The organism is Vibrio sp. Isolate23 (assembly GCF_022398095.1).
Classification (GTDB): Bacteria; Pseudomonadota; Gammaproteobacteria; order Enterobacterales; family Vibrionaceae; genus Vibrio; species Vibrio coralliilyticus_A.
This window is the reverse complement of sequence record NZ_JAKEUV010000001.1, coordinates 1186065-1209038: the sequence shown is the minus strand read 5'-3', so window position 1 is coordinate 1209038 and position 22974 is coordinate 1186065. Positions and strand designations below refer to the sequence as shown.

The 22974-nt window shown below is 45.0% G+C and carries 17 protein-coding genes; 10 read left to right on the top strand and 7 right to left on the bottom strand.

The window, feature by feature from the left end; all coding sequences use genetic code 11:
• Positions 1-106: 106 nt before the first annotated feature.
• The 7 genes from L1D31_RS05390 to L1D31_RS05360 all read left to right on the top strand — a co-directional run bounded on the left by L1D31_RS05390 (position 107) and on the right by L1D31_RS05360 (position 10884).
• The gene (locus tag L1D31_RS05390; RefSeq protein WP_239836028.1) at positions 107-1492 is read left to right on the top strand and encodes a DUF3404 domain-containing protein; all 1386 of its coding nucleotides are present in this window, start codon (positions 107-109) and stop codon (positions 1490-1492) included.
• Positions 1489-2139 carry a response regulator transcription factor gene (locus L1D31_RS05385; RefSeq protein ID WP_239836027.1) on the top strand — a complete coding sequence of 217 codons (651 nt, stop codon included), beginning with the start codon at positions 1489-1491 and terminating at the stop codon, positions 2137-2139. Before L1D31_RS05390 ends, L1D31_RS05385 begins: the two co-directional genes overlap by 4 nt.
• Positions 2136-2951, top strand: coding sequence for a DUF2861 family protein (locus tag L1D31_RS05380; protein WP_239836026.1), 816 nt, complete (start codon positions 2136-2138; stop codon positions 2949-2951). The genes L1D31_RS05385 and L1D31_RS05380 overlap by 4 nt, the downstream gene beginning before the upstream one ends.
• Before the next feature lie 113 nt (positions 2952-3064).
• Entirely contained in the window at positions 3065-5317 is a 2253-nt protein-coding gene (locus L1D31_RS05375) for a glycoside hydrolase (protein WP_239836390.1), read from the top strand.
• Positions 5318-5814: 497 nt separating this feature from the next.
• The gene (locus tag L1D31_RS05370) at positions 5815-6465 is read left to right on the top strand and encodes a TetR/AcrR family transcriptional regulator (RefSeq protein ID WP_239836025.1); all 651 of its coding nucleotides are present in this window, start codon (positions 5815-5817) and stop codon (positions 6463-6465) included.
• A 4-nt stretch (positions 6466-6469) separates the two neighbouring features.
• On the top strand, positions 6470-7786 hold the full coding sequence (locus tag L1D31_RS05365) for an HlyD family secretion protein (protein WP_239836024.1): 1317 nt from the start codon (positions 6470-6472) through the stop codon (positions 7784-7786).
• On the top strand, positions 7783-10884 hold the full coding sequence (locus L1D31_RS05360) for an efflux RND transporter permease subunit (RefSeq protein ID WP_239836023.1): 3102 nt from the start codon (positions 7783-7785) through the stop codon (positions 10882-10884). The genes L1D31_RS05365 and L1D31_RS05360 overlap by 4 nt, the downstream gene beginning before the upstream one ends.
• Positions 10885-10932: 48 nt before the next feature.
• Here L1D31_RS05360 and L1D31_RS05355 read toward each other — a convergent pair whose 3' ends face one another.
• The 3 genes from L1D31_RS05355 to L1D31_RS05345 form a co-directional block, all read right to left on the bottom strand.
• Positions 10933-12093 carry a MerR family transcriptional regulator gene (locus L1D31_RS05355; RefSeq protein ID WP_239836022.1) on the bottom strand — a complete coding sequence of 387 codons (1161 nt, stop codon included), beginning with the start codon at positions 12091-12093 and terminating at the stop codon, positions 10933-10935.
• 117 nt (positions 12094-12210) lie between these two features.
• A complete protein-coding gene (locus L1D31_RS05350; protein WP_239836021.1) occupies positions 12211-15336 on the bottom strand; it encodes an efflux RND transporter permease subunit in 3126 nt (1041 codons plus the stop codon).
• Between the two features lie 10 nt (positions 15337-15346).
• Positions 15347-16486 carry an efflux RND transporter periplasmic adaptor subunit gene (locus L1D31_RS05345; protein ID WP_239836020.1) on the bottom strand — a complete coding sequence of 380 codons (1140 nt, stop codon included), beginning with the start codon at positions 16484-16486 and terminating at the stop codon, positions 15347-15349.
• 350 nt (positions 16487-16836) lie between these two features.
• Here L1D31_RS05345 and L1D31_RS05340 point away from each other — a divergent pair, with 350 nt between their 5' ends.
• A complete protein-coding gene (locus L1D31_RS05340) occupies positions 16837-17310 on the top strand; it encodes an HAD family hydrolase (RefSeq protein ID WP_239836019.1) in 474 nt (157 codons plus the stop codon).
• A 40-nt stretch (positions 17311-17350) separates the two neighbouring features.
• Here L1D31_RS05340 and L1D31_RS05335 read toward each other — a convergent pair whose 3' ends face one another.
• The 3 genes from L1D31_RS05335 to L1D31_RS05325 all read right to left on the bottom strand — a co-directional run bounded on the left by L1D31_RS05335 (position 17351) and on the right by L1D31_RS05325 (position 20512).
• Complete coding sequence (locus tag L1D31_RS05335) at positions 17351-17962, bottom strand: YitT family protein (RefSeq protein ID WP_239836018.1); 612 nt, start codon at positions 17960-17962, stop codon at positions 17351-17353.
• Between the two features lie 189 nt (positions 17963-18151).
• Positions 18152-19513, bottom strand: a complete 1362-nt coding sequence (locus L1D31_RS05330) for a diguanylate cyclase (RefSeq protein ID WP_239836017.1) — start codon at positions 19511-19513, stop codon at positions 18152-18154.
• A gap of 3 nt (positions 19514-19516) precedes the next feature.
• Positions 19517-20512, bottom strand: coding sequence for an ABC transporter substrate-binding protein (locus L1D31_RS05325; protein WP_239836016.1), 996 nt, complete (start codon positions 20510-20512; stop codon positions 19517-19519).
• Between the two features lie 281 nt (positions 20513-20793).
• On the opposite strand from L1D31_RS05325, the gene L1D31_RS05320 reads away from it, so the two are divergent.
• Positions 20794-21501 (top strand): SDR family oxidoreductase, encoded by a 708-nt coding sequence (locus tag L1D31_RS05320; protein WP_239836015.1) that lies wholly within the window; start codon positions 20794-20796, stop codon positions 21499-21501.
• Between the two features lie 9 nt (positions 21502-21510).
• Here the strand turns inward: L1D31_RS05320 and L1D31_RS05315 are convergent, their stop codons facing one another.
• Positions 21511-22164, bottom strand: coding sequence for a Qnr family pentapeptide repeat protein (locus L1D31_RS05315; protein WP_239836014.1), 654 nt, complete (start codon positions 22162-22164; stop codon positions 21511-21513).
• Between the two features lie 283 nt (positions 22165-22447).
• On the opposite strand from L1D31_RS05315, the gene L1D31_RS05310 reads away from it, so the two are divergent.
• Positions 22448-22936: a peptide-methionine (S)-S-oxide reductase gene (locus L1D31_RS05310; protein WP_239836013.1), complete on the top strand. Its 489-nt coding sequence runs from the start codon at positions 22448-22450 to the stop codon at positions 22934-22936.
• Positions 22937-22974 lie beyond the last annotated feature (38 nt).

Sequence of the window (22974 nt, the reverse complement as noted above, 5' to 3'; positions counted from 1 at the left end):
TAATCTGAGCAGCCAGCGTTTAAGAGAACAATGTTGACATATAAGTTACAAACACAGCTAAAAAGCCGCTAAAATCTCTAAAACTCCATCTAACCTGAGCTAACCCATGCGCCTATATCGTCTGGCTATGTGTTTTATTATGGTATTTCCTTGTTACGCACAAGCACAGAGCCTACAAGAGAGATGGCAATCGCTTTACCAAAAAAGCTGGCAATCAGAGGATGTATTGGTGAGTCAACAACAGCTCAGCCGCTTTCCAGCCGAGTTACTCCAAGAGCGCACCCGTTATCCTGATTTTGAATACTACACTTGGTCAGATATTAAATATATTCACGAGGTATCTCGGGATTGCTCTCTCAATGATCCATTGCCTCAACACCTCAGTGATGCTGCCGAGTTCGAGTTAGCGCTGTGTAAACGCCAAAAGCTTAACGAAGAGTGGTTCGCTACTCACCACTTATTACACCCCGCAGGTGGCAGCTTTGCTGATCGTTATCTAGCTCAATATCCAGATATACAGAGTGACAATCTGTTTCGTTACCTAACGGTTAATAACCCTAGGCACCCCTTACATAGCCAGTTTTCAGCCCTCTCAGCAACTGGCCGAGAAGCCCTACTCAAAGGCTACAGAGCATGGATGGAAGATGACACTTTGTGGCTAAGTGGTGAACAGGGTTGGAAGTCGATATCAGCAGATACATGGCGCCCCCTTGCACGTCAGCTTGATATCACAATTACAGGTCCGAACTGCACGTTTCGCTACAGCAATCTTTGTATCAGTGAGATGGCAGAAAATGTCCTCGCATTACGCTGGTTTGTCGCAGGTTTATCCTTATTGATACTCTTTACCACCGCCAAAGGTCTATACGCCAAACGCAAACAAAGTCGTGAAAGACGCTTCGTACTGCAGTTGCTCACTCATGAGTTACGCACACCACTAACTAGCCTAGGTCTAACTGTAGAAATGTTTCGCGATCAATTTGATCACTTACCAGAGAAAGCTCAGGAAGCGGTCTGGCGCTTAATGTCTGATCACCAAAGACTGTCACAATTAACAGAAAACAGTAAGATTTATCTGAGCACACAACGCTCCGAACAGTTACTTGAACAAACGGCTTACCTCAGTGATTGGCTTGATCATATTTGTGAAAAGCATCAACTCGATTACCAGCTCAACCAAAATAAAGCGTTAACCTTGCCTTTCTATTGGCTTTCTATTTGCCTGGAAAACTTAATTAAAAATGCCAAACAACACGGCAAAGGCGAAATTGGCATTAACGTAACCTTGGACAGGACTTTAGTTATTGAAGTGACTGACCAAGGAGCTTTCCCTAGCCCAATAAAGCGATTTTTAACTCATCTGCGGCGACCAACAAACAATGAAAATATGGGAATAGGTTTGGATATTGTTGAACACTTAACTCAATTAATTGGCGGGAAGTTAACCATACAGCGCCAACCTACACGCTGCACACTGGAGATACCGCTATGAAGACCCTGCTATTGATTGAAGACGACCTATTACTCGGGCAAGGGCTTGTCTCTTGGTTTGAGTCGAACGGCTACCAATGTATTTGGGAGCAAGAATCCAGCAAAGTGGAGAAACACTGGTTTAAAGCGGATCTAGTTATACTCGACAGACAGCTAAGCGATGGAGACAGTGTGGCTCATTTACCCCATTGGCTGCTCCTCAAGGCTCTGCCCGTTATTTTCCTCACCGCTAGAATCGACACTGAGCAAAAAATAGAAGGTCTGATGGCAGGAGCAAAGGACTATGTCACCAAACCTTTTTCCCATCAAGAGCTGTTGGCACGCGTTGTCAGCCAGCTCCGTCCATTAGGAGACAGCACTCTTCATTACGGCAAGATTGAAATCCATCTTGCGAAACGTGAAGCCACCTTCGACAACCAGCCAATCACCCTAAAGCCGAAGGAGTTTCAACTGCTAGTACTACTAGTACAAAACCAAGGGCGCGTCTTTCATCGAGATGAATTACTGAATAAAATCTGGGGATATCAAGCTTTTCCCAGCACTCGAACCATAGACAACCATGTGTTACGTCTTCGGCAGAAACTGCCTGTATTGAATATCGAGACGCATCGTGGTGTGGGCTATCGGCTCAATGAGGCTGCGTTATGATGCACCGTTCATTCTGCCTGCTGTGCGCACTGTTGTTTTCAATAACCGCTTATGCAAATTGGTTTAGCGATACGCCACTCTCGCGCACCTACGAAGCCCTACTTAACGGACAGCCTCTGCTCGCCTGGCAGGAGTTACATCTTGCGCTCAGCCAGCAAAATATCAGCCGTGACTACTGGCAGCCTGTGAAATTAGAAATCTTAAACCAAACTCAATGTGGTCAAAAGCTCATAACTCACTCAGAGTTTTTACCGGCCAATATCAGCCTCAGTTTTGTTCGGCGCTCTGGCTTGGCTTCACAGGGTTTTCAAATCAAACTATCCGCTGAAGATGTACATTCCACATTAGACGTTGAGCTCACTTCTCCCACCAAGAAAAGGATTCTGCATGGATTATTTACCTCTCAGCTAGGCTATCAGGAGATGGAAAGCGAAGAAATGCTGGTTGAGCCCGAATCTGGCGTCTACCAACTAAAGCTCAACGAGAATACCTACGCGCTGATCATCGCAATGCCAAAAAATCAAAATTGGCTGACGCTAGATAACATCACACAACAGCTCACTGTGACTCCACCTACAGTGACCGACAGTTGTGCGAAAGCCATGGCACACTGGCAATGGTTTGATCGCCACTACACATTGATCGATAAACGAATCCCAATCCAAACACTTAATGCTCCATTTCCGAAATCGAGTCAACAACCAAAAGGAGCAGCACATCTCAGTGCATCGGTCTCAATCTTCGAGTATCAACAGGGGCTTAAGGTTGAATATATACAGAGGCTGGCTCTGCCCTTTTCGGCCAGCCAGTAAGCCAATACACAAAATAATAGAGACAAATGGGTGACATTAAGCACCATAGCGTGCGCTCTAATAGTGACTTAAACCACTAATAGGATTTCGTCATGCCTTTTAAATTCAAACCCATGGCCGCTTTGACTTCGCTGTCTTTTTTCGCGATTCTGCCTTTTAGCGCAAGCGCCCAAACACTGACTCTGAGTGACCACTCAAATCAGATCGCTATCTCCCCCCAAGATCTAAGCATTCGCTGGAATGATCTTGTCATTAATAGTCCATCTTTGAGTGTCAATGAACAAGCTCAAACGATCTCAGGGCTCACAGTGGACTCACCGACCAAAGCACATTGGGTTCTCCAACCAAGTAAGCTCCGCGTCAACGCAGTATTAAAAGAGCAGGCTCTTGAACTGAGCTTCGCGGTTCCAAAAAAAACTAAGATAAAACGCAACCAACCTATCGTTTTACGTTGGTTTGATTTGCCGCAAAAATGCACCGACACACTTTACCTCCCCTTTAGTGAGGGAATGCGCATCCCAGTAGACAACAAGATGTGGGCGAACTATCTTACAGAAAACCACTCAGGAGCAAATACCACTCAAGACCTGAAAATGCCCTTTTGGACTGTTCAACAAGGCAAAAAAACGATCAGCTACCAGCTTGTCAATGCGACTAACAACAGCCTCACCTTCTCTAACACAATGCCCAAAGTTGATATGTTAGCAGACCACCGCTTTACTACTCTCAATAAAAACCAAGCCTTCAAAGTTCGAATAACCTTAGGTGACAACTGGATGGATGGCGCCAAAGCTTATAAGCAATGGCGCATTGATCATCATCAATCCACAACGCTGGCTGAAAAAGCAAAGCAAACGCCTCAATTGGCGAGGTTAATTGGTGCCAGTCAGGTCTATCTGTTTGGCAAAACGCTGATCAGTACTGACGATGTCACAGATTGGTGGGGACTCAAAAACTGGTATTTTTCACAAGACGATCTCACACAACCTCAGGAGGCAATCCAAGAGATCAAGCCACTCGCTAAAGGCCGAGACTGGCTGAGTCACTATCATAAACAATTACTTGTTGACTCACTCAATGCGTCCTTGCAACTAAAGTTCCTCGCCCCTGCACCATCACAAAACAACAATGCTATCGCAGCGCAGTACCAAGCTGCACAAGGCCAAAAACACTGGCTATTGCAAAATGCTTCACAATACCTAATCTCACCTGAACGATGGGGGCAAGCGTTATCACTCGATATGCTCGACAATATGAAAAAAGCAGGTCTAACCAAACTTTGGCTGGGCTTCGACAACTGGATGCCTGCCTTTTATCAGCCTCAAGTTATTGATGCCGCCAAACAATTGGGTTATCTGGTCGCCACCTATGATTCTTACAACACGGCGATACCAAAAGGCCTTAACGACGGGTGGTTAACAGCTCAACTCCCTGACCAGATGAGAGAGCAATGTGCGATTGAGCAAGCAAACGGTGAAAAGAAAACAGGGTTTCGTGGCAATGGCTACTACCTTAACCCGAATTGCGAACTGGATTACGTGAAGCAGCGCGTTGAGGACATCATCCAATACGGCCGATTCAATAGCTTGTTTCTCGACGTAGACGCAACAGCAATGGCAAGAGAAGACTATCGTGATAACAGTAGTGAAAGCGATATGCTGAATGCGTTTAACCAGCGAATGAACTGGATTGCCAAGCAAGGTAATCTGGTACTGGGCTCAGAAGATGGCAATAGCCTCACCACAACCGGCATCGCATTTGCTCATGGGCTTGAGACTGTAGGCTTCGGCTGGACAGATAAAGAGATGAAGCACGACCAACACTCGCCTTATTTTTTAGGGCGCTGGTATACAGACCAAAAACCAGAGTTCTTTTTTAAGAGTGCGCAGGTCAAAGAGCCTTATAAAACACTGCTATTTTCACCTCAATTTAGAGTGCCTCTTTACCAAGCCGTCTTTCATGACGAAGTGATAAACAGCCATCACTGGCACAGTGATAGCCTTAAATTCACTAACATCCAAGCCGAACGTGACTTGATTTCCATGCTCTACAATACACCGCCAATGGTGCATCTGACACGAGATGAAGCAAACTCACCTGACAGCCCTAGACTCAAAGCACTAGCGCACTACCAGCAGGCATATACTCCCATCCATGAGCAATTGTGGGACAAACCACTCATTAGCTTCAAGTGGCTGGATAAATCAGGACAGGTTCAGCAAACCTCTTTCAGTGACGGTAGCACTATTACTGCTAACTTTGGCTCCAAATCCATTGAAAATTCAGGGGTTAAAATTGCCCCCCACTCCATACTGGCACAACTGAGCAGTGGGCGTCAGATCCACTGGCAGGCGCACCATCCATAAACATAGAACAGCCAAAGTCGCTCTTTCGAATATAAAAGAAGACTAACTATCAGCAGTTGGTTCTTTGGTTTCAGCCCTATATGGTGGGCTAACAACGCGCTAAGCTACTGACAATTTGTCGCACGGAGTTTTCATAAATGGAATGTATATTTCCGAATTTAACATTTAAACAAAAATAACATTAATGTTACTTTAAACAATGTTGGTTACACTGATACAAAGTCATTCTAAAGACCACGAATACTTTATAACAGTTTGGATATGGAAATTAGACCAACAATCTCCAAACTAAAAAATTTAAATTGTTGCCCTTGTTTGCCCGCACAGTCTGCCCACTGTGCGGGTATTTTATTGCGAATCGACTCACCAAACTTAACTCACTTCACAGTATTCGATTAATTAATCACTTGATTAAATACTGTTGAATTTTTCACATATCGCAGACAAAAACAGCACTCTATAATTAATCAGTTGTTTAATATCTGAGGCATAATTTCGTGGCTGAATCATTGAGGAAAGCTGGCCGTCCAAGTACCAAAATCGATGTTCGCGCCAAGCTTATTCACCACTCTCGAGAGCTCTTCACTATGATGGCGTACGACAAGGTATCAACTCGGCTCGTAGCTAAGCGTGCAGGCGTCAATGTCGCAATGATCCGTTATTACTTCGGAAGCAAAGAAGGCCTGTTCGAAACCATGATCCGCGAAACGCTCCAACCAATGAAGTATCAAATACGGACACTGATCGCCGACAGTAACCAAAAAAACTTTTTCGACCTCATGCGTACGTACTATCGTGAAATGATCAAGATTCCACAGTTTCCTAGGCTCATCGTTCAAGTGATGAACATGCCACCATCAGAAACTCAACGTAAATTAATTGAGAAAGTCTTCGATGATATCGGCCAACCAATGCAGGATGTGATCTTTGACAAGCTCATAGACAGTGGAGTGTTAAGGCCTGACGCCGACCCAAAACTATGCCGTGTTTCTTACATCAGTCTGATGGTTTTCCCCTTTATTGCTCCTCAAGCTTTACTAGCCATTCATGGCATTGAGCTCAACGAAGAATTTCTCAATCGCCTTTTTGAACACAACATACAACTTATGACACAAGGCTTCCTTCAGCCTTCCCAATCAACGGAATGACCCTATGAATATCAACAGAAAGCTGCTTTTCTTCCCCGCACTCGCCGTGGGTATCATCACGTTGGTTTTGGCCATCAAGATGAAGCCGGAGCTCCCCGTAAAACCAGCAGGAGATCGAGCAAGGCTTGTAGAAACCATCCCCCTCGAACTGCAATCTATCGCACCGATGGCTATCGGCTTTGGTAAAGTTGCACCTAAACTGGAGTGGAAAGCAATTGCAGAAGTGACGGGTAAAGTCGTTTATCGACACCCTAAACTAGAAAAAGGACAAGTACTTCAAGCTGGTACAGAAATCCTTAGAATCGACCCTCTCGATTATGAATTAAAACTGATACAAGCTCAGGCGGATCTTAAATCTTCACAAATCTCTTTAGCTAAGCTGGCGCTGGAAGAAGACAACCTTAAGCAGACGTTAAGAATTGAGAAAAACCGCCTCGCTATCGCCAACAAAGAGCTTGAACGCAAACAAAACTTACGCAAGAAAGGACTCACTTCCCAATCCGACGTCGATCAACAGGAACAGAGTACCCTATCTCAACGTAAGCTAGTGGTTGATATCGATAATCAAATCGGACTAATGCCCGACGAAAAACGACTCGCTGAGGCTCTGGTTAAAGTGAATACGTCCAAAGTCGAGGAGGCCCAGCGTGCTCTGGAAAAAACCGTCATCACGCTCCCTTATGACCTACGTATCGCTGATATCGAAGTTGAGCAAAATCAAGTCGTCAACCTACAGCAAACCATGGTGACGGCACATGGTATCAATATCATGGAGGTGGAAGCCCAGCTATCCATTCATGACATGCACACGCTCGCTTCCAGCTTAGGGGAGTTTGGGCGCGACGCAGCAGGTATCCCACAACCCGATATGATTTCGGTCACTGCCATGATTGAACTCAATAGCGGCAACCTCAATGCCAACTGGCCTGCCAAAGTAGCGCGAATCAGCGAGACAGTAGACCCCAATCAAGCAACCGTAGGTGTGATTCTTGAAGTTCAGCAAGATTATCGCAACCTAAAACCAACGTCAGTTCCCCCTTTAGTAAATGGCATGTTCGTCAGGGCTAAAATCGAAGGTCAAGGTAACCCAAGTTGGGTAATTCCAGAACGAGCATTGCATGGTGATAAGGTCTACATCAAAGGTCACGACAACAGGCTACAAATACGTACCGTCAATGTGCTTTACCGACGAGACAACCATGTTGTGATCGACGGTCGCTTTGAACAGGGTGAAAAGCTGATTGTGAACGATCTTCTCCCTGCGATTGAGGGAATGCTCCTCAAAGAGCAAGCCGACAACAGTGAGGAGTCTGAATCATGATCCGATTCTTCGCTAAGCACCCAACAGCAGCAAACCTGCTAATGCTGACGCTGCTGATATTGGGTATGACTTCTTTATCGACTATCAAACGAGAGACATTTCCAGAATTTGATCCTCCCTATATCATGGCGGGAGTGACTTACCCCGGAGCCTCACCGCAGGAAGTAGAAGAAAGCATTTGTGTCCGTATGGAAGATGCTGTCGATGGATTGGCCAACATCGAAGAGACTCAATGCGAAGCGATTGAAGGGTCAGCTCGCCTTATCTTAAAGTTAGATGAGAAAGCAGACATTGGCCGTATGCTGGTCGATGTACAGACTCAAATCAATGCGATTAACGACTTCCCCCAAGAAATAGAATCCCCTGTGGTGCAAGAGCTGGACTGGAATGAACCGGTAGTGGATGTTGCGATTACTGCTGATACCACTTGGCCAGAGCTCAAAGCTTACGCAGAACAGCTTAAACGGACATTAAAACTCGATTATGACGTTTCATTAGTAGAGGTCGCCGGGTTTTCTGACCACCAATTTCAAGTCGAACTGGACAGCCAAGCGATGCGTCAGCTTGGCCTGAGCGTTGGTGATATTGCTGAACAAATTGGCCGTCAGAACGTAAAGCTACCCAGTGGCAATGTGGAAACACCAGATAAGAACTTCCTGATACGATTTGACGAAAGGCGAATAACCCCTGAAGAACTAGCATCTATCGTTGTCGGCTCTGGTCCCAATGGTTCTCTCATCCGCTTACATGATATCGCAACCATCACTGATCGCTTCGAGTTGGATGAGCAAAAAGTTCTGTTTGACGGGCATCCTTCCGCGCTTTTGAAAGTCAGCAAAAACAAAGAGGATGATGCACTGCGTATCAAAGAGCGTGTCGCTCAGTTTGTTGAAGACCAACAAGCTATCGCCCCCGATGGCGTCACGTTAGAGCTGACTAATGATTTGTCGTCAGTGCTGTGGGACCGTTTGACCATGATGGTCAAAAATGGTTGGCAGGGTATCATATTAGTCTTTGCTACTATGTGGCTCTTTTTTAGCCTTCGTTACTCATTCTGGGTTGCCGCAGGTCTCCCTGTTGCATTCCTAGGTGGTTTGTTTCTGATGGCTCAATTGGGCCTTTCGATTAACATCATGTCTTTAGTCGGGCTACTCATGGCGATTGGTATCATGATGGATGACGCCATTGTGATTGCCGAATCGATCGCGGCCCACCTCGACCGAGGTCAGAAGGTGGACGAAGCCGTAACTAATGGCGTAAAGAAAGTGCTACCCGGTGTTATTTCTTCTTTCCTGACGACTGTCTGTATCTTCGGAAGCCTATTGTTTCTTCAAGGAGAAATGGGCGCCGTACTCAAAGCTGTCCCACAGGTGTTGATTTTAGTTTTAACCTTAAGTTTGGTTGAAGCTTTTCTTATCTTACCTAACCACCTTTCTCATTCTTTGCATAAAGAAAAGCAAGATAAGCCGCCAGCAAAATTCAAACAAAAACTGCTAAGTGAATTCGAATATTTCCGTAATACCAAGTTAGTTAGCGCCGTTGAGAAAGTAGTCCAATATCGCTACGCCTTTATCGGTGGGGTATTTGCCCTATTATTGATTTCTGCGGCAACCTTAGCCGGTGGGCTACTCAAATTCCAGCCATTTCCTGAACTAGACGGCGACATTGCAGAAGCACGTATTATTCTTCCGCCTGGCTCTTCACTCTCGCAGACGGAAGACGTTGTCGATAAAATCATCGCTTCGGCACGAAGGCTTGATGAAGAGTGGAGTGACAATCAGGAAAACGGCACACCACTCGTCCAGCATATCACCAGTCAGTTCAATGCCAACGCTGATGCGAGTGAATCAGGCCCACATATTGCCACAGTCCGTTTGGATTTGCTGGGGGCTGAAAGCCGAAACACATTAATTGAGGAATTTATTGCCGCTTGGCGTGAAGACGTCGGCGAGCTCGCTGACCCAATTTCACTGGTTTTTAAGCAACCGACTATGGGGCCGGGTGGACGTGCCATCGAGATACGGGCGAAACACAATGATCTCGACGCTCTGAAAGCGGCTTCAATCGACATTCAGCAATATCTCAACGAGTTTGATGGCGTGCATGGAGTGCTTGACGATATGCGGATGGGTAAAGAAGAGGTGCTCGTCAAACTCCGTCCTGGTGCCGAAACCTATGGTATTAATGGCCAGCTTATCGCAAATCAGCTGCGTGCTGCTTTCTTTGGTCAAACCGCCGATGAGATTCAGGTCGGCGTGGAAAACATTTCCATCGAAGTCCGTCTCGATAAAGACCAAGCGGGAGACTTGCAACAATTAGCAAACTTCCCGATCATTCTGTCGGATGGTAGCCAGATTCCTCTCGCAACCATTGCCACTTTGAATTTCCAACGCAATTACGTGAGAATACAACGTATTGATGGATTGCGTACCATCAGCGTATTTGGTGACATTGATAACACTAAAGCAAACTCAACCGCCATCATCGCTCAGTTCCAAAAAGAAGAAGCACCTAAGTTAATCAAGAAATACCCGGGGCTTCGATTCGATTTTGAAGGGGAGGCAAAAGACACCGCAGAAACCGCCACCTCAATGGGTAAAGGCTTTTTACTCGGTCTGTTCGGTGTTTTTGCTATTTTGAGTTACCAGTTCCGCAGTTACCTAGAACCCTTTGTCGTCATGCTGGCTATTCCGCTGGCCTTTATTGGTGTGGTTTGGGGGCATATTCTTCTCGGCCACTCGCTGAGCATGCCAAGCATGATGGGCTTTGTCTCTCTAGCAGGTATTGTGGTCAATGATTCGATTCTCTTGGTGCAGTACATCCGGCATCATGTCGATGAAGGTGACAGTGTTCATGACTCGGTTGTCAAAGCCAGCCGTGAACGTTTCAGAGCCGTATTCCTGACTTCTATGACCACAGCTGCAGGTTTATTACCTCTTCTGACGGAGACCAGCTTACAGGCACAAGTGATCCAGCCACTGGTCATCTCCATCGTATTCGGCATCTTTGCATCCACACTTCTGGTGCTGTTTATGATCCCTGCCGCTTATGCCATCCTCGCCGATTTCGGCGTAGTGCGTAAGCATGAGGAGATTTAGCAACCTCTATTAGCAAGCAAGGGCTGTGAAGTTCACAGCCCTTTCCACTTACACTTTTCTTAGAACAAACATCTGGTAGCCGTATTGATGTAAGTAGTTCTGGTGCATATGTAATTCTGACTTCATATCGATTAGTGCCTGAGAAGCTTGTAAAGAGCTTTCCAGTTCATCAACTCTAGACACGAGAGGATCGACAAAGTTATTCCATGACTGTTGGCTTAGGGTAAACGTCTCTACTACTTCATAGCCTGCCTGACGCATTTGCGCGATGCGCTTATCTACGGTCACCATATCCGGATACTCTTTTTGATAGAAATTGGAGACGTCGGAGTCAGGGTTATCTGTTAACCACACAAGATCGCTCACGACAAGGTAACCGCTTGGTTTTAGGAAAGCTTTCCAACTTCTGAGTGCATTCTCCACACCCATGATGTAAGCACTGCCCTCAGACCAAATCGCATCAAACTGAGCGGCTTCAAATGGCATGTCCGTCATGCTGGCACAAATCGCATTCACTTGTTTTTCAACGGGTATTCCTTCTTGTAAGCTCCTGAGGCTTGCTTCGTCATTGTCCAATGCGGTAATACGAAATTCAGAATGAGACGCTAATACCTCGGTGGCGATGCCTTTACCGCAGCCGACTTCCAGTAAAGCCCCTTTATTTTGAGATAGTGCACTCAATGCTCGCAATGTATCCTGCTCAGAGCCTGGGCCAAGTCTTTTCAATCCCGCAAAAATCTGTTCGAAATCTGCCATATATTGTTCGTGTTCATTCATATCTTTTGATAACCATTTCAATCTCAATGCCTGCTTTTCGCTGAAGCCCTGTTTTATCAACCACTCCATGTGTGCCGATGGGGCGTGCTCCTCCATCTCCTGATGCCAATCGCGCATTGAATTCATTCCCAACATGGCTGACAGCAATTCCTTGGCTTTCTGCTTACGTTGAAGCTCCTCATCCAGTGCGTTAAGTCTTTGCAGTAACTTGTTTCTGTCGATTTTCGACTCCAGACATTCAAGACACTCTTCCAATGTCAAACCACCTGCCTGTAGCTGCTGCAACAGACGCACCCTTTGCACATCTTTGTCTGTGTACATCCGGTATCCATTGGCTTGTCTGGTCCCTTGAATCAAACCCAGTTTTTCGTAATACAAAAGAGTGGAACGGCTTAAGCCGACTTGTTCTGCGAGTTGAGAAATTCGATACATGCTTCATCCTCATGTTGATATCAACACTATAAACTATGAAGCTTTAGACAGGTCAATAGAGAAAACTGGCTTTAGGTGGATTAAAAAAGGGGGCCTAGTTGCCCCCTTGTGTCTGGATTACTGTTCAACAACCTCGCTTGGCGAGCGGCGGGTCAGTTTCTGTTTTATCCAGCGGAAGATGCCCTTAATGTCATCCAACATCAGGTACAAGCAAGGAACGAGCACTAAAGTTAACAGGGTTGCAAATAGCACAGCGAAACCTAAAGCAACCGCCATTGGAATCACGAATCTTGCCTGCAAACTCGTTTCGAACATAATCGGCAAGACGCCAACGAACGTAGTGATTGAAGTCAGTGTAATAGCACGGAACCTTGCACAACCTGCTTCTATCACAGCTTCTTTAATTGCCACCCCACGAGCACGCACATGATTGACGTAATCGGTCATAACCAAGGAGTCATTCACTACTACCCCAGCGGCAGCTATCAAACCAAAGGTCGACATCATACTGAGATCTAAACCAAACCAATAGTGTCCCCAGATTGCACCAGTGAGACTAAACGGGATGACTGACATGATGATCAGCGGCTGAGTGTAACTCTTCAACGGTACGGCTAATAAGATATAGACGATGATCATCCCTGCGACAAAGAAGATTTTTTGCTCATCTTGCTGAGCTTGCTGTTCTTCAATGGTTCCGCCTAACTGGCTTTTCACGCCAGGATAACCAGATAGAATATCCGGTATGATTTGCTCATGGACCCGCTCTACAATTTCACTTGGCTCCACCAGCTCTTCATCAATCGAGCCGTAAACATACACACTACGGAAGCCACCTTCTCGACGAATACTGCTCACACCCGGTTTCTGGTTGATTTCTACTACATCTCCCAGCATTACCTTTTTGCCTTCAGGTGTAGTGATCACCGCATAGCGTAGAGAGGCGAAGGCTTCTCGCGTCAATTTAGGGTAACGAACCATGACTTTGATCTCTTCGCCATCCCTAAGCACGCGTTGTGCTTCACCACCGTAAAAACTACCGCCGACTTGCACGGCAATATCAGACAAATTAAGCCCGAGGTCGTAAGCGACAGGTGCCAGAGACAGTAAAACTTCCTGACTACCCGCATCAATAGAAGACGAAATATCAAATAAGCCTTCTTCTTGCTTCAGTTTCACAATCAGCGCACGTCCCGCTTCATTCAAAGTGTCAATGTCTGAGCCGTAAAGAAGGAAACCAAACTCGTCCCCTTTCTCATCGTCATTGACGTTGTCAGAGACATTGAGCATCTTCAGCCCCGGTATATTCGGCATCTCTTCGCGCCAACGACGTGCCAGCTCAAAGGTATTGAAAGGACGCAGTTCTTCGTCAACTAACGGGATCACCAATCGACCTTCTTTGCGACCCTGGCTGAAAGTCAGAATATCCCGGATCATCTTCTGGCCGGTTTGTTGCTCCGTTTCCCTATCGATACGTAACACAGTACTTTCGATCTGTTTGAGCGCTTCAATGGTCTGTTCACTCGACACATTGTCGTTCATCACCAGCTTAATGCTTGGGAAGTCATGCGGCACTTTCGGTGACGGTATAATTCTCACATAGTTCGCCATAACCAAAGCAATGCTGATCACAAGCAACGCTGCGAATCCAGCAAATACGCTCCAGCGCCAGTAAGTACAAGCGGTAACAAAGCGCTTATACGGGCCATGGACAAAACTAAAGAAACGCTGGTTGAATCTATCTCGCCAGCTTCCCTTTTTAATCGGCTTAAAGTTCGAATGTGCCAAATGTGACGGTAAGATCAGCTTTGACTCAATCAAGCTGAAGATGAGACACAGAATCACTATCGCTGCGATACCAAAGAAAAAGGCACGTTCAATTCCCTTAGACATTAAAAACGGCGCAAATACGGCAATTGTGGTTAGAACACCAAAAGTTGCAGGAGTTGCCACGCGCTTAACGCCGCGTACCACGTTATCAACCCCACCGCCGCTTTTCTCTATCTCAGAATAAGCACTCTCACCGATGACAATGGCATCATCGACGACTATCCCTAACACCATAATGAAAGCGAACAAAGAGACAATATTGATGCTGACGCCAATCGCAGGCATTAACATCACCGCCCCAAGGAAGCAGACAGGTAAACCTATCATTACCCACATCGCCAATTTGACACGCAAGAAAAGGCTGAGCATCAATGCAACCAGAACAGCACCTTGCAGCAGGTTTTTAAGCATCATATCGAGGCGTGCGTTGAGGTAATAGGTCATGTCGACCAGCGTTTTGATCTTCAGGTCTGCGGGTAAGCTTGTATTCTTTTGCTCTATATAAGCCTTTACTGACTCCGCTACCGTGACCATATTTTGGTCTTTGGTCGCTTTTACAGACAGGTAAATAGCATTCTCGCCAGAATACTTAAAGTAGCGATCATCTTCGGTAAAACCATCTTTGATGGTCGCAATATCTTGCAGCAAGACCCGACCGCCATTAGCACCGATCTTGACCGGAATATCACGAAACTCTTCACCGCTGTAATACTGATTCTCAATGCGAACCGAAATCATCCCTGCGTTGGTCCTGACCTCGCCCGCCGAGTAGTTAGCGGAATAACGTTGAATCGCCTGACTCACATCATTGAGAGTGAGACTATATTTGCGTAGCACCTGTGGCTCTACTTCAATCGCAATCTCATACTCTGGCGCACTCAGCTCTACCAGAGCAACATTTTGCAACTGCAGCAGCTCATCTTCGATCTGCTTAGCTATCGGTTTGAGTTCCAATAGCGAACGGTTACCGACCAGCGCCATTTCAATCACATCCTGTCTAAACTCAAACTGGTAAACCTGAATCGGCTCCATTCCCGCTGGGAAGTTAGATACAGAATCGACCTTTTGTTTGACTTTATCCAGCACGTCTTCGACGTCTTGATCGACATCGACTTCAATCTCAATAGCGCCACTACCACGAGAAGCTGTGGTGACCGCCTTTTTTATCCCCGTAACATCTTTTAGAGATTCTTCCAACTTAATGAGAATACTCTCTTCGATTTCTTGAGGCGAAGCGCCAGGATACTGCGCACTAACATTGATGTAGTTAACCTCAATATTGGGGAACATTTGTCTCTGAATGAAGAAGAAACTCACCGTACCAACAATTAGGACAAACACCATCAGCAGGTTAGCGGCGACTGGATTGTGAGCAAAGTAGGCAATCAAGCCCTTTTGTTTAGAATCGTCCATGCTATAACCCCTACTGTTCACTTTCAGTGACGGCAACTTCTACCCGCATACCTTTTTGCGGATATTCAGGTACCGTCAGAACAATCTGGTCTTCATCAGATAAACCTTCGCTGATCAGCATAAACTCTTGCTCGGCGCGTAACACGTTGACGATACGAGGTTCCAATTCGTTATCTTCGTTGACAACCCAAACCTGTCGGTTGTTGACCAACTCCTGAGGTAAACGGTAAATGTGTTTGAGCTCTTTACCGATAAACTGCACTTCCACATAAGAGCCAAACTTGAGCGGTGAAGCGTCGGATTCAATGGCGTACGGGTCATCAACACGGACCACCATATTGATCATTCGAGTAGCACTATCAACCACGCCAAGATCACGCTCGATTACTCCCTCTCGCTTCGCATCAATAATACCTCGTTGCACCACTTTGGCTGAGATTCCGGCGTAGTTTTCCGGTAAGAAAGCGCTGTCGAAGTCTGCGATGGGTATATGGACTTCGCCTGCTTCAATATTGTTAAGTGTCGCGACATGCGCGCCAGCTGAAATATATTGCCCGACACCAATATCGCGCGATACCACCAGCGCATCATAGGGTGCAACGATTTTGCAGTTTTCAAGATCGCGCTTTGCCCGCTTCAGACCAGCCTGCGCTGATTTAACCTGTGCCATGGCACTCAGCACCTGGGGCTTGCGTAAATAAAGATCTGTTACCTGCTTAGCTGGCAGGTTTTTCGCCTGGCGCTTCGCCACCTCCGCTTTTGCTTTTTCTTCAATTAAAGATGCCTGAGCGCTGGCTAGATTTGCTTCTGCCTGTAATACCGCGGCCTGATAGTTATCGCTCTCAATTGAAAACAGCGTCTCTCCACGTTTAACGACCCCACCTGCAACAAAATTGGGGTGCCAGCTCGTTACCTCACCAGATACCTGAGCAGAAACTTGCGTCACCTCAACGGGCAGCAGTTCACCGTGACTGGTGATCAGTACTTTATGGTCGCTTGATTTCACTGACGCTACAGTCACAGTTAACGGCTTTTTCTCTGGTTTAGTTTCTGTGCTTTCTGCTGCGCTTGAGGCAATTGCAGCATAGCCACCGTAGGCTCCTCCGAGAATGACAACGGGAAGCAACCAACGTAACGGCTTAGTTTTCATAAAAAGTCCTTATTAGAATGACAGCCTATTATTTTTCTGCTCTTACGAGGCAGGCTTTGTTTTATACGAGTAAGCTATAGCTTCGACATCATAAAGATATGAAATATCCATAAAATTAATGCTTTTAATTGGTGATCTCATTTCACCGATGACGAATTGCTTGCACTAAAGGCGTCAGCAAAGAGAGTGCCAACAACAAAGTTTATAAAATACAGGCGGTTAAATAAAACAAGCCAAACATCGAAACAAATAGATTAGGTGAATATGTTTATATGTTGGCGAAATTTACCTCTGGATTTATGACAGCCGATTTAAAATAATGAAATCAGCCATGTTAAACGGAGAGAGTAATGAATAAGGTTTATCTTTTTGATTGGGGAAACACGCTCATGGTCGACTTCCCAGATCAGCAGGGGAAAATGTATCTATGGCCGAACGTAGAGGCCGTGGATAAAGCAGAACAGACGCTTAAGTCGCTCAGCCGCCATTTCCCAGTCTACGTAGCAACCAGCGCTCAAGACTCAACCGAACGTGAAATCCAACAAGCCTTTCAAAGAGTCGGATTAGATCCCTACATTAACGGCTATTTCTGCAAGGCTAACTTAGGCCTAGAGAAGAATAGTGCTGAGTTTTATCTCGAAATTGCCAAATCACTTTGCCATCACCCCTCTGAAGCGGTGATGGTCGGCGACATTCTTGAGAAAGATATCTACCCCGCAGACAAAGCAGGATTGCAGACCATTTGGTACAACCCAACAAATCTTCCTGTTCCAAAAGGCGTTCGCAGTATTCAAAGTCTAGAAGCGCTACTCGAAGACAAATAAAAACGGCTTAACGTAGCATTAAGCCGTTTAACTGCTTTATCTATGATGCTGAGGGTTGCTGGGGTTGATAACGACCCGGTTTATGATTCATTGCCAAGATTAGATTTGTGGCAATGGCGCCAACTACTGAAAGCAGAATAAGAGAAAGATCGACAATAAACAGAGATAAAACAACGATTGTGCAATCGAGCGCCATTTGGACTTTACCCGCTCGAATACCAAAACGCTCCTGAAGAAATAACGCGAGAATGTTAAACCCTCCTAGACTCATCTTATGACGGAAGATAACCAACATCCCCATACCTATTAAGCCTCCTCCTAGCAGAGCAGCGTATACAGGCTCGATACGAGCAATCTCTATGACATGATGGAGATGATCGACAGCAAGGGAAACAATGCTGACAGCGACAAAAGTATTCACGGTAAACCGCCAGCTCATACGGGTAATCGACAAGGCATAGAACGGTAAGTTAAGTACAAAAAACACCTGACCAAAGCTGAAATCGCTTACCTTAGTCAGAAATATCGATAGCCCTGCGGTACCACCAGTTAGCAAACCGACTTTATTGAAGAAAATTACTCCAAGTGAAACCAGAGCACTCCCTAAAATCAGCGCGAGTAAGTTCTCACGCAAACTATGTTCTTTATCCATTTTGGCTTCCTATCCTAATACGGCTCACAAATTATGCATGAGCCAAACGCGGATAAGATGTCGATAATTGACAATAATGTCGAGATAATGCGTTAAATCTGTTAATAGCTGAGTGTTTAAGAAGGTTTACAATTCCTTAAGATAGGCCCTAACACTATTTAGCAATTTCAAACGAGGTTGATAACCAGATTAATCATTGATTGATGTTAACCTGACTGATTGAGAACCTTTTTTACAAACGGTTGTTTTACCATCAAAACAAACCGAACCTGCCATCCGCTTTGCTCTGTACATGGCTTCATCCGCCATACTTAACAACACCTCTTTGTTCTTGGTTTGATCAGGGAAGTAACTGACACCTATACTCGCCCCAACGTTAAGTGTTCGGCCATTAAACTCAATTGGTGCGTTGATCGCATCCAGTAATTGCTCTGCCTTTTTCGCAACAATTTCAAAATCATGCAACAGATCAAGACAGATAACAAATTCATCGCCACCAAAGCGTCCTGCAAAATCAGACTCTCGAATGGCGGCAGTAATACGACAGGCAACTTCAATAAGAATGGCATCTCCAGCTTCATGCCCAAAGGTGTCATTCACAGATTTAAAGTCATCCAAATCAATGAAGAAAATAGCCAGCTTGCATTGAGTTCGGTTCGCTTTCACGATGGCATTTTCTAGTGCTTTATCAAAAGCTCGGCGATTAACTAAGTTAGTCAGTGGGTCATGTTCAGATAAAAAGATCAGTTGTTCCTGCTTATGCTTAAGTTGCTGCGTTTGGCGCATCACCTCCTCTTCCAACTCTTGCTTAGTCACCGTAGTTTCACACAATGACAACGTCATCTGGTTAAAAAACTGCGCCATGATTCGAAACTCGGTGTCCATTTTCACTGCCTCTACTTTCGAGTCTAATTTCCCTTCAGCCAAATCAACCATCGCGTTTTTCATGGCTTTTGCACCTGATTTGAAGCGAAAAGCAATTAACCAAGCCGTTGCACTGACTAAGATGGAGCAGATGACCAACCAAGCTGCGACATAGGTCATCACTTGGTGAAGGCTATCTGCATTACGATTAAGTACCGACTGATGAACATAAGCGAGCTCTTCCGTCATATTCTGAACAATCATATTGTAGCGAGAGTGAAGCAACCCACGAGCATTAATATTCCCAGAGTTCTGATCATCCAAGCCATTAATTGATAAGAAGTAGACTTGTTTCTCTTTATTCAGCAGCGCGTTCAAGCTGCGGTTCATACGTTGGATATTACCCAGCAGACTATTATTTTGTTTATAGGCAGTTAATTTCGTTGCTAATTCCGCCTGAGCTAACTCGACTTGATTAAGGCTAGGCTCATCACCAAATTGAAGAAAAACCCACAGCTGACTTCTGAGCAAATCGACACACAACTGCAAATCAATGATCTGATCCAGCTCGGCTTTTGTCTTACGTTGCTCTTCCGATACTTTTGCAAAAGAGATAATGATGAACAAAGTCAGCATCAGTGTAGTGGTCGATAAAACAAACAACTTCTTAAACAGTGAGTCCAACATGGCTTACTCTCGCAAAGCAATGGTCTGCTGATAGGGTTGAGTAAAAAAAAGGTTTCTAAAATCGGGTTGTTCATTCGCGACCAACTCACTCTCTACTGCCCATCTTGCTTGATATTGCAGGTTGGAAAGTAAAGAATTTCCCAAAGACAGGCGGAAAACATAGTCCTCCCAAGACCATTTAACCTGATTTTCTGGAATATTTAGGCGCTTGGTAATGATGCTTAGAGCCTTACTAGGATTGGCATTAATCCACTCTACGGCGTCATCAATGGCTTGTAATAAATACGTGGGTTCTTTGCCAGCAAACTCGAGATAAGGTGTTGTCGATAGTAAGTTGAAAGAGAGTTGATAAACCCCTGGAGTCCCTAAATTCACCACTTCAGCTGCAGATAGAATATCCGCTTTATACCCCATAGGCTCCCATGCTGAAATGGCCTCTACACGGTAAGACAATAAAGCGGGAACCAGCTCATGAGGCTGAAGGTAGACCTTTTCGACATCGATACTTTTGAGATTATTGGCGATTAAAATAGAATCAAAATAAAACTCACTGGAGCTACCTTTTATCACGCCCACCCTTTTACCCTGTAAAGCGCTTAAATCGTTGATTCCAGAAGGATTCAGCGTCAGCAGTTTCAAATCATTGTCGGATTCAACAAAGCTGACCAGCAGGGCCAAATCATTGCGTTCGAAACTCTGGAACATGACTACGGATTCGGAAGCCGTCGCATACTCTACATCACGATTTAGCATCAGTTGAGTGCAAGCAAGGCCTCCGACACAGGGGTAAAGAGTAACATCAAGATCATAGTCTTCAAAAAAGCCGAGATGCTCAGCAATTAGAAAAGGCGAAGAGAGTGGGGTCAGAGAGACACCAACCCTTATTTTGTGGTTACTAGACTCTTCCTGCCATTCATATTTAACGACCCCAAAAGCCGCTACACCTATCAATACAGAGCCAAGACCTAAAGCCAATAAATTCCATTTAACAAGTGGCATAACAAACCCGCTCTAAATTAAGAAACCTAGCTCATATAAAGTTAGCTTATAGATTTATGACGTTGAAAGAAGGCACCATTTTTTATAGGGTTCAGTGTAATTCTTTACCGTTTACGTGAAGGAAATCACAACAAATCACTAAAAAAGTCATAACTCTCAGAAATAATCCGTATTTAACAAAGTAAGCAATAAACTCCCCTCACCTAGAATACGTAAGAACAAATCAGACTCATAGCTATACATATATCCCTCTACCACACTGCTTAATTTTAGGGTATCCAATGAAAATACTAATTTTTGGTGGAAACGGTGGCATAGGCCACGCAATTTGTCAGCATTTAGCGCAAACAATCCCTTCGATAGAAGTGCACGCAACCTATAGAAATACTCGACCACCGGGCTCACATGAAGCAATCATTTGGCATCAACTGGACGTAACAAACGAAGCGAAAATACAATTGCTAGCTAATGAAATAAAGTCATTAGATTGGATTATTAACGCGGTTGGATTGTTGCATGATAAGCACCACGGACCCGAAAAGAACCTCAAATCATTTGATCCCGATTTTTACCTGAAAAACATCATGAATAATGCGATGCCGACTATGTTGATCGCCAAACACTTTCAAAGCGCCTTGAAGCATAGCAGCCAGCCAAAGCTCGCAACTATCTCAGCCAAAGTCGGCAGCATTAAAGATAATCAATTGGGAGGCTGGTATAGCTATCGCTCATCTAAAGCGGCACTCAATATGCTACTTAAAACCCTCAGTATTGAATGGGGAAGAACTATGCCCAAAGCATGTGTTCTTTCACTGCATCCAGGCACAACGGACACCGAATTATCAAAACCTTTTCAAGCCAATGTACCAGAGGGAAAACTGTTTGAACCTGATAGAGTGGCCGCAGATCTCGTCAAGATCATTTCTGAAGCAACATCAGATATCAGCGGCAGCTTTCTTTCTTATAGCGGTGAAGAACTGCCTTGGTGAGGCATAGGTTTAAGCAATGACAATCAAACCAAACTTCGACAGTAACTGCTCTTGCTGCCAATCACAGATCTTCACACCACTAAGTGAGACCCTACGCATGTCTAAACCTTCCAAGTCAATATGAGTTAAGTCTGCGCTTTCCAAGTTAAATGTGCCCCACTGCTCTTTGCTGAATTCACCACGCGACAAATCCGCACCCAGCATACTGGCTCCGAACAGGTTGGCACCACTCCAACGATTTTCAAACAACTCGCACTTTTCTAGTAATGCGCGCTCGAAGTCGGTGTAACTCAGGTTACACCCTGTTATGTACGCCGAACAAAAGTAAGCTGAATGGCTAATACGGTTCACAAAATTCGCACGCTGAAAGTTCGCACCTTTTAAATCGCACTTTCTCAATTCGATACCAAAACAATCTGCACCAACAAACTGGCTCATGGCTAACATACAGTTTTCAAAACTGGCATCCTTGAGGTTGGCATATTGGAAGCTGCACCCTTCCAGCGCTTGCGCTTCAATGAATTTACAGTTGATAAACTTTGCATCACGTAAATCCGCTCGGTCAAAGTTGCATTTAATGAACTGACAACCCTCATACACCTGCTGCTGTAAGTCCTGATGAGAGAAGTCTTGTTGATGATACGTCTGATCTTTTATAGACATGTGTTCTCCTTAGTTGGCGCAAGACTAGCACTCTAAGCCGTTGTTTTTCCATAAAAATAAAACCTTAAACATCAAGCACTTAAAACACCCTAAAATCGCCAATTTAAGACATCAAAATGGCGATTTAAGAGCCTTCTACTTTGAAATTCGAAGGCGCGTATCAAGAAAAAAGTTTAAAGCTTTAAACCACTGTTCAGATGACCGTTTTAAAAAGTAAAAAGGCGTAGAGCATTTGGAGCAGTTTTGCTCTAATACACGGCAGTGAATCTCAAGAGATAACGTAATGGAAGAAATCTATTTTGCTGGTGGCTGCTTATGGGGTGTACAGGAGTTTATGAAGCACCTGCCAGGAGTATTACTAACTGAAGCCGGGAGAGCCAATGGCACTAGTCAGGATACCAAAGGGGAATATGATGGCTATGCAGAATGCGTCCGCACTCAGTTTGACCCTGAAAAAGTATCAGTTCTGGAATTGATGGATTTCTTCTTTGAAATTATCGATCCATACAGCTTCAACAAGCAAGGCGAAGATATCGGTAAAAAATACCGGACTGGCGTATATAGCATAAACCATAAGCATTTAACTCAGGCTCAGGACTTTATGGAGTCTCGTTCAGATCGCGAACGTATTGTTGTAGAGATACTTCCGCTGACCAACTATGTCAAAAGCGATGACGAGCATCAGGATCGCCTGACCCTCTACCCAGACGATTATTGCCACATTTCGATAGACTTACTGCACAAGTATAAGAATCAATACAACCAAGGCTAGAGTAATACACTAGCCTTGATGCTATTTAGGAGGAGGCT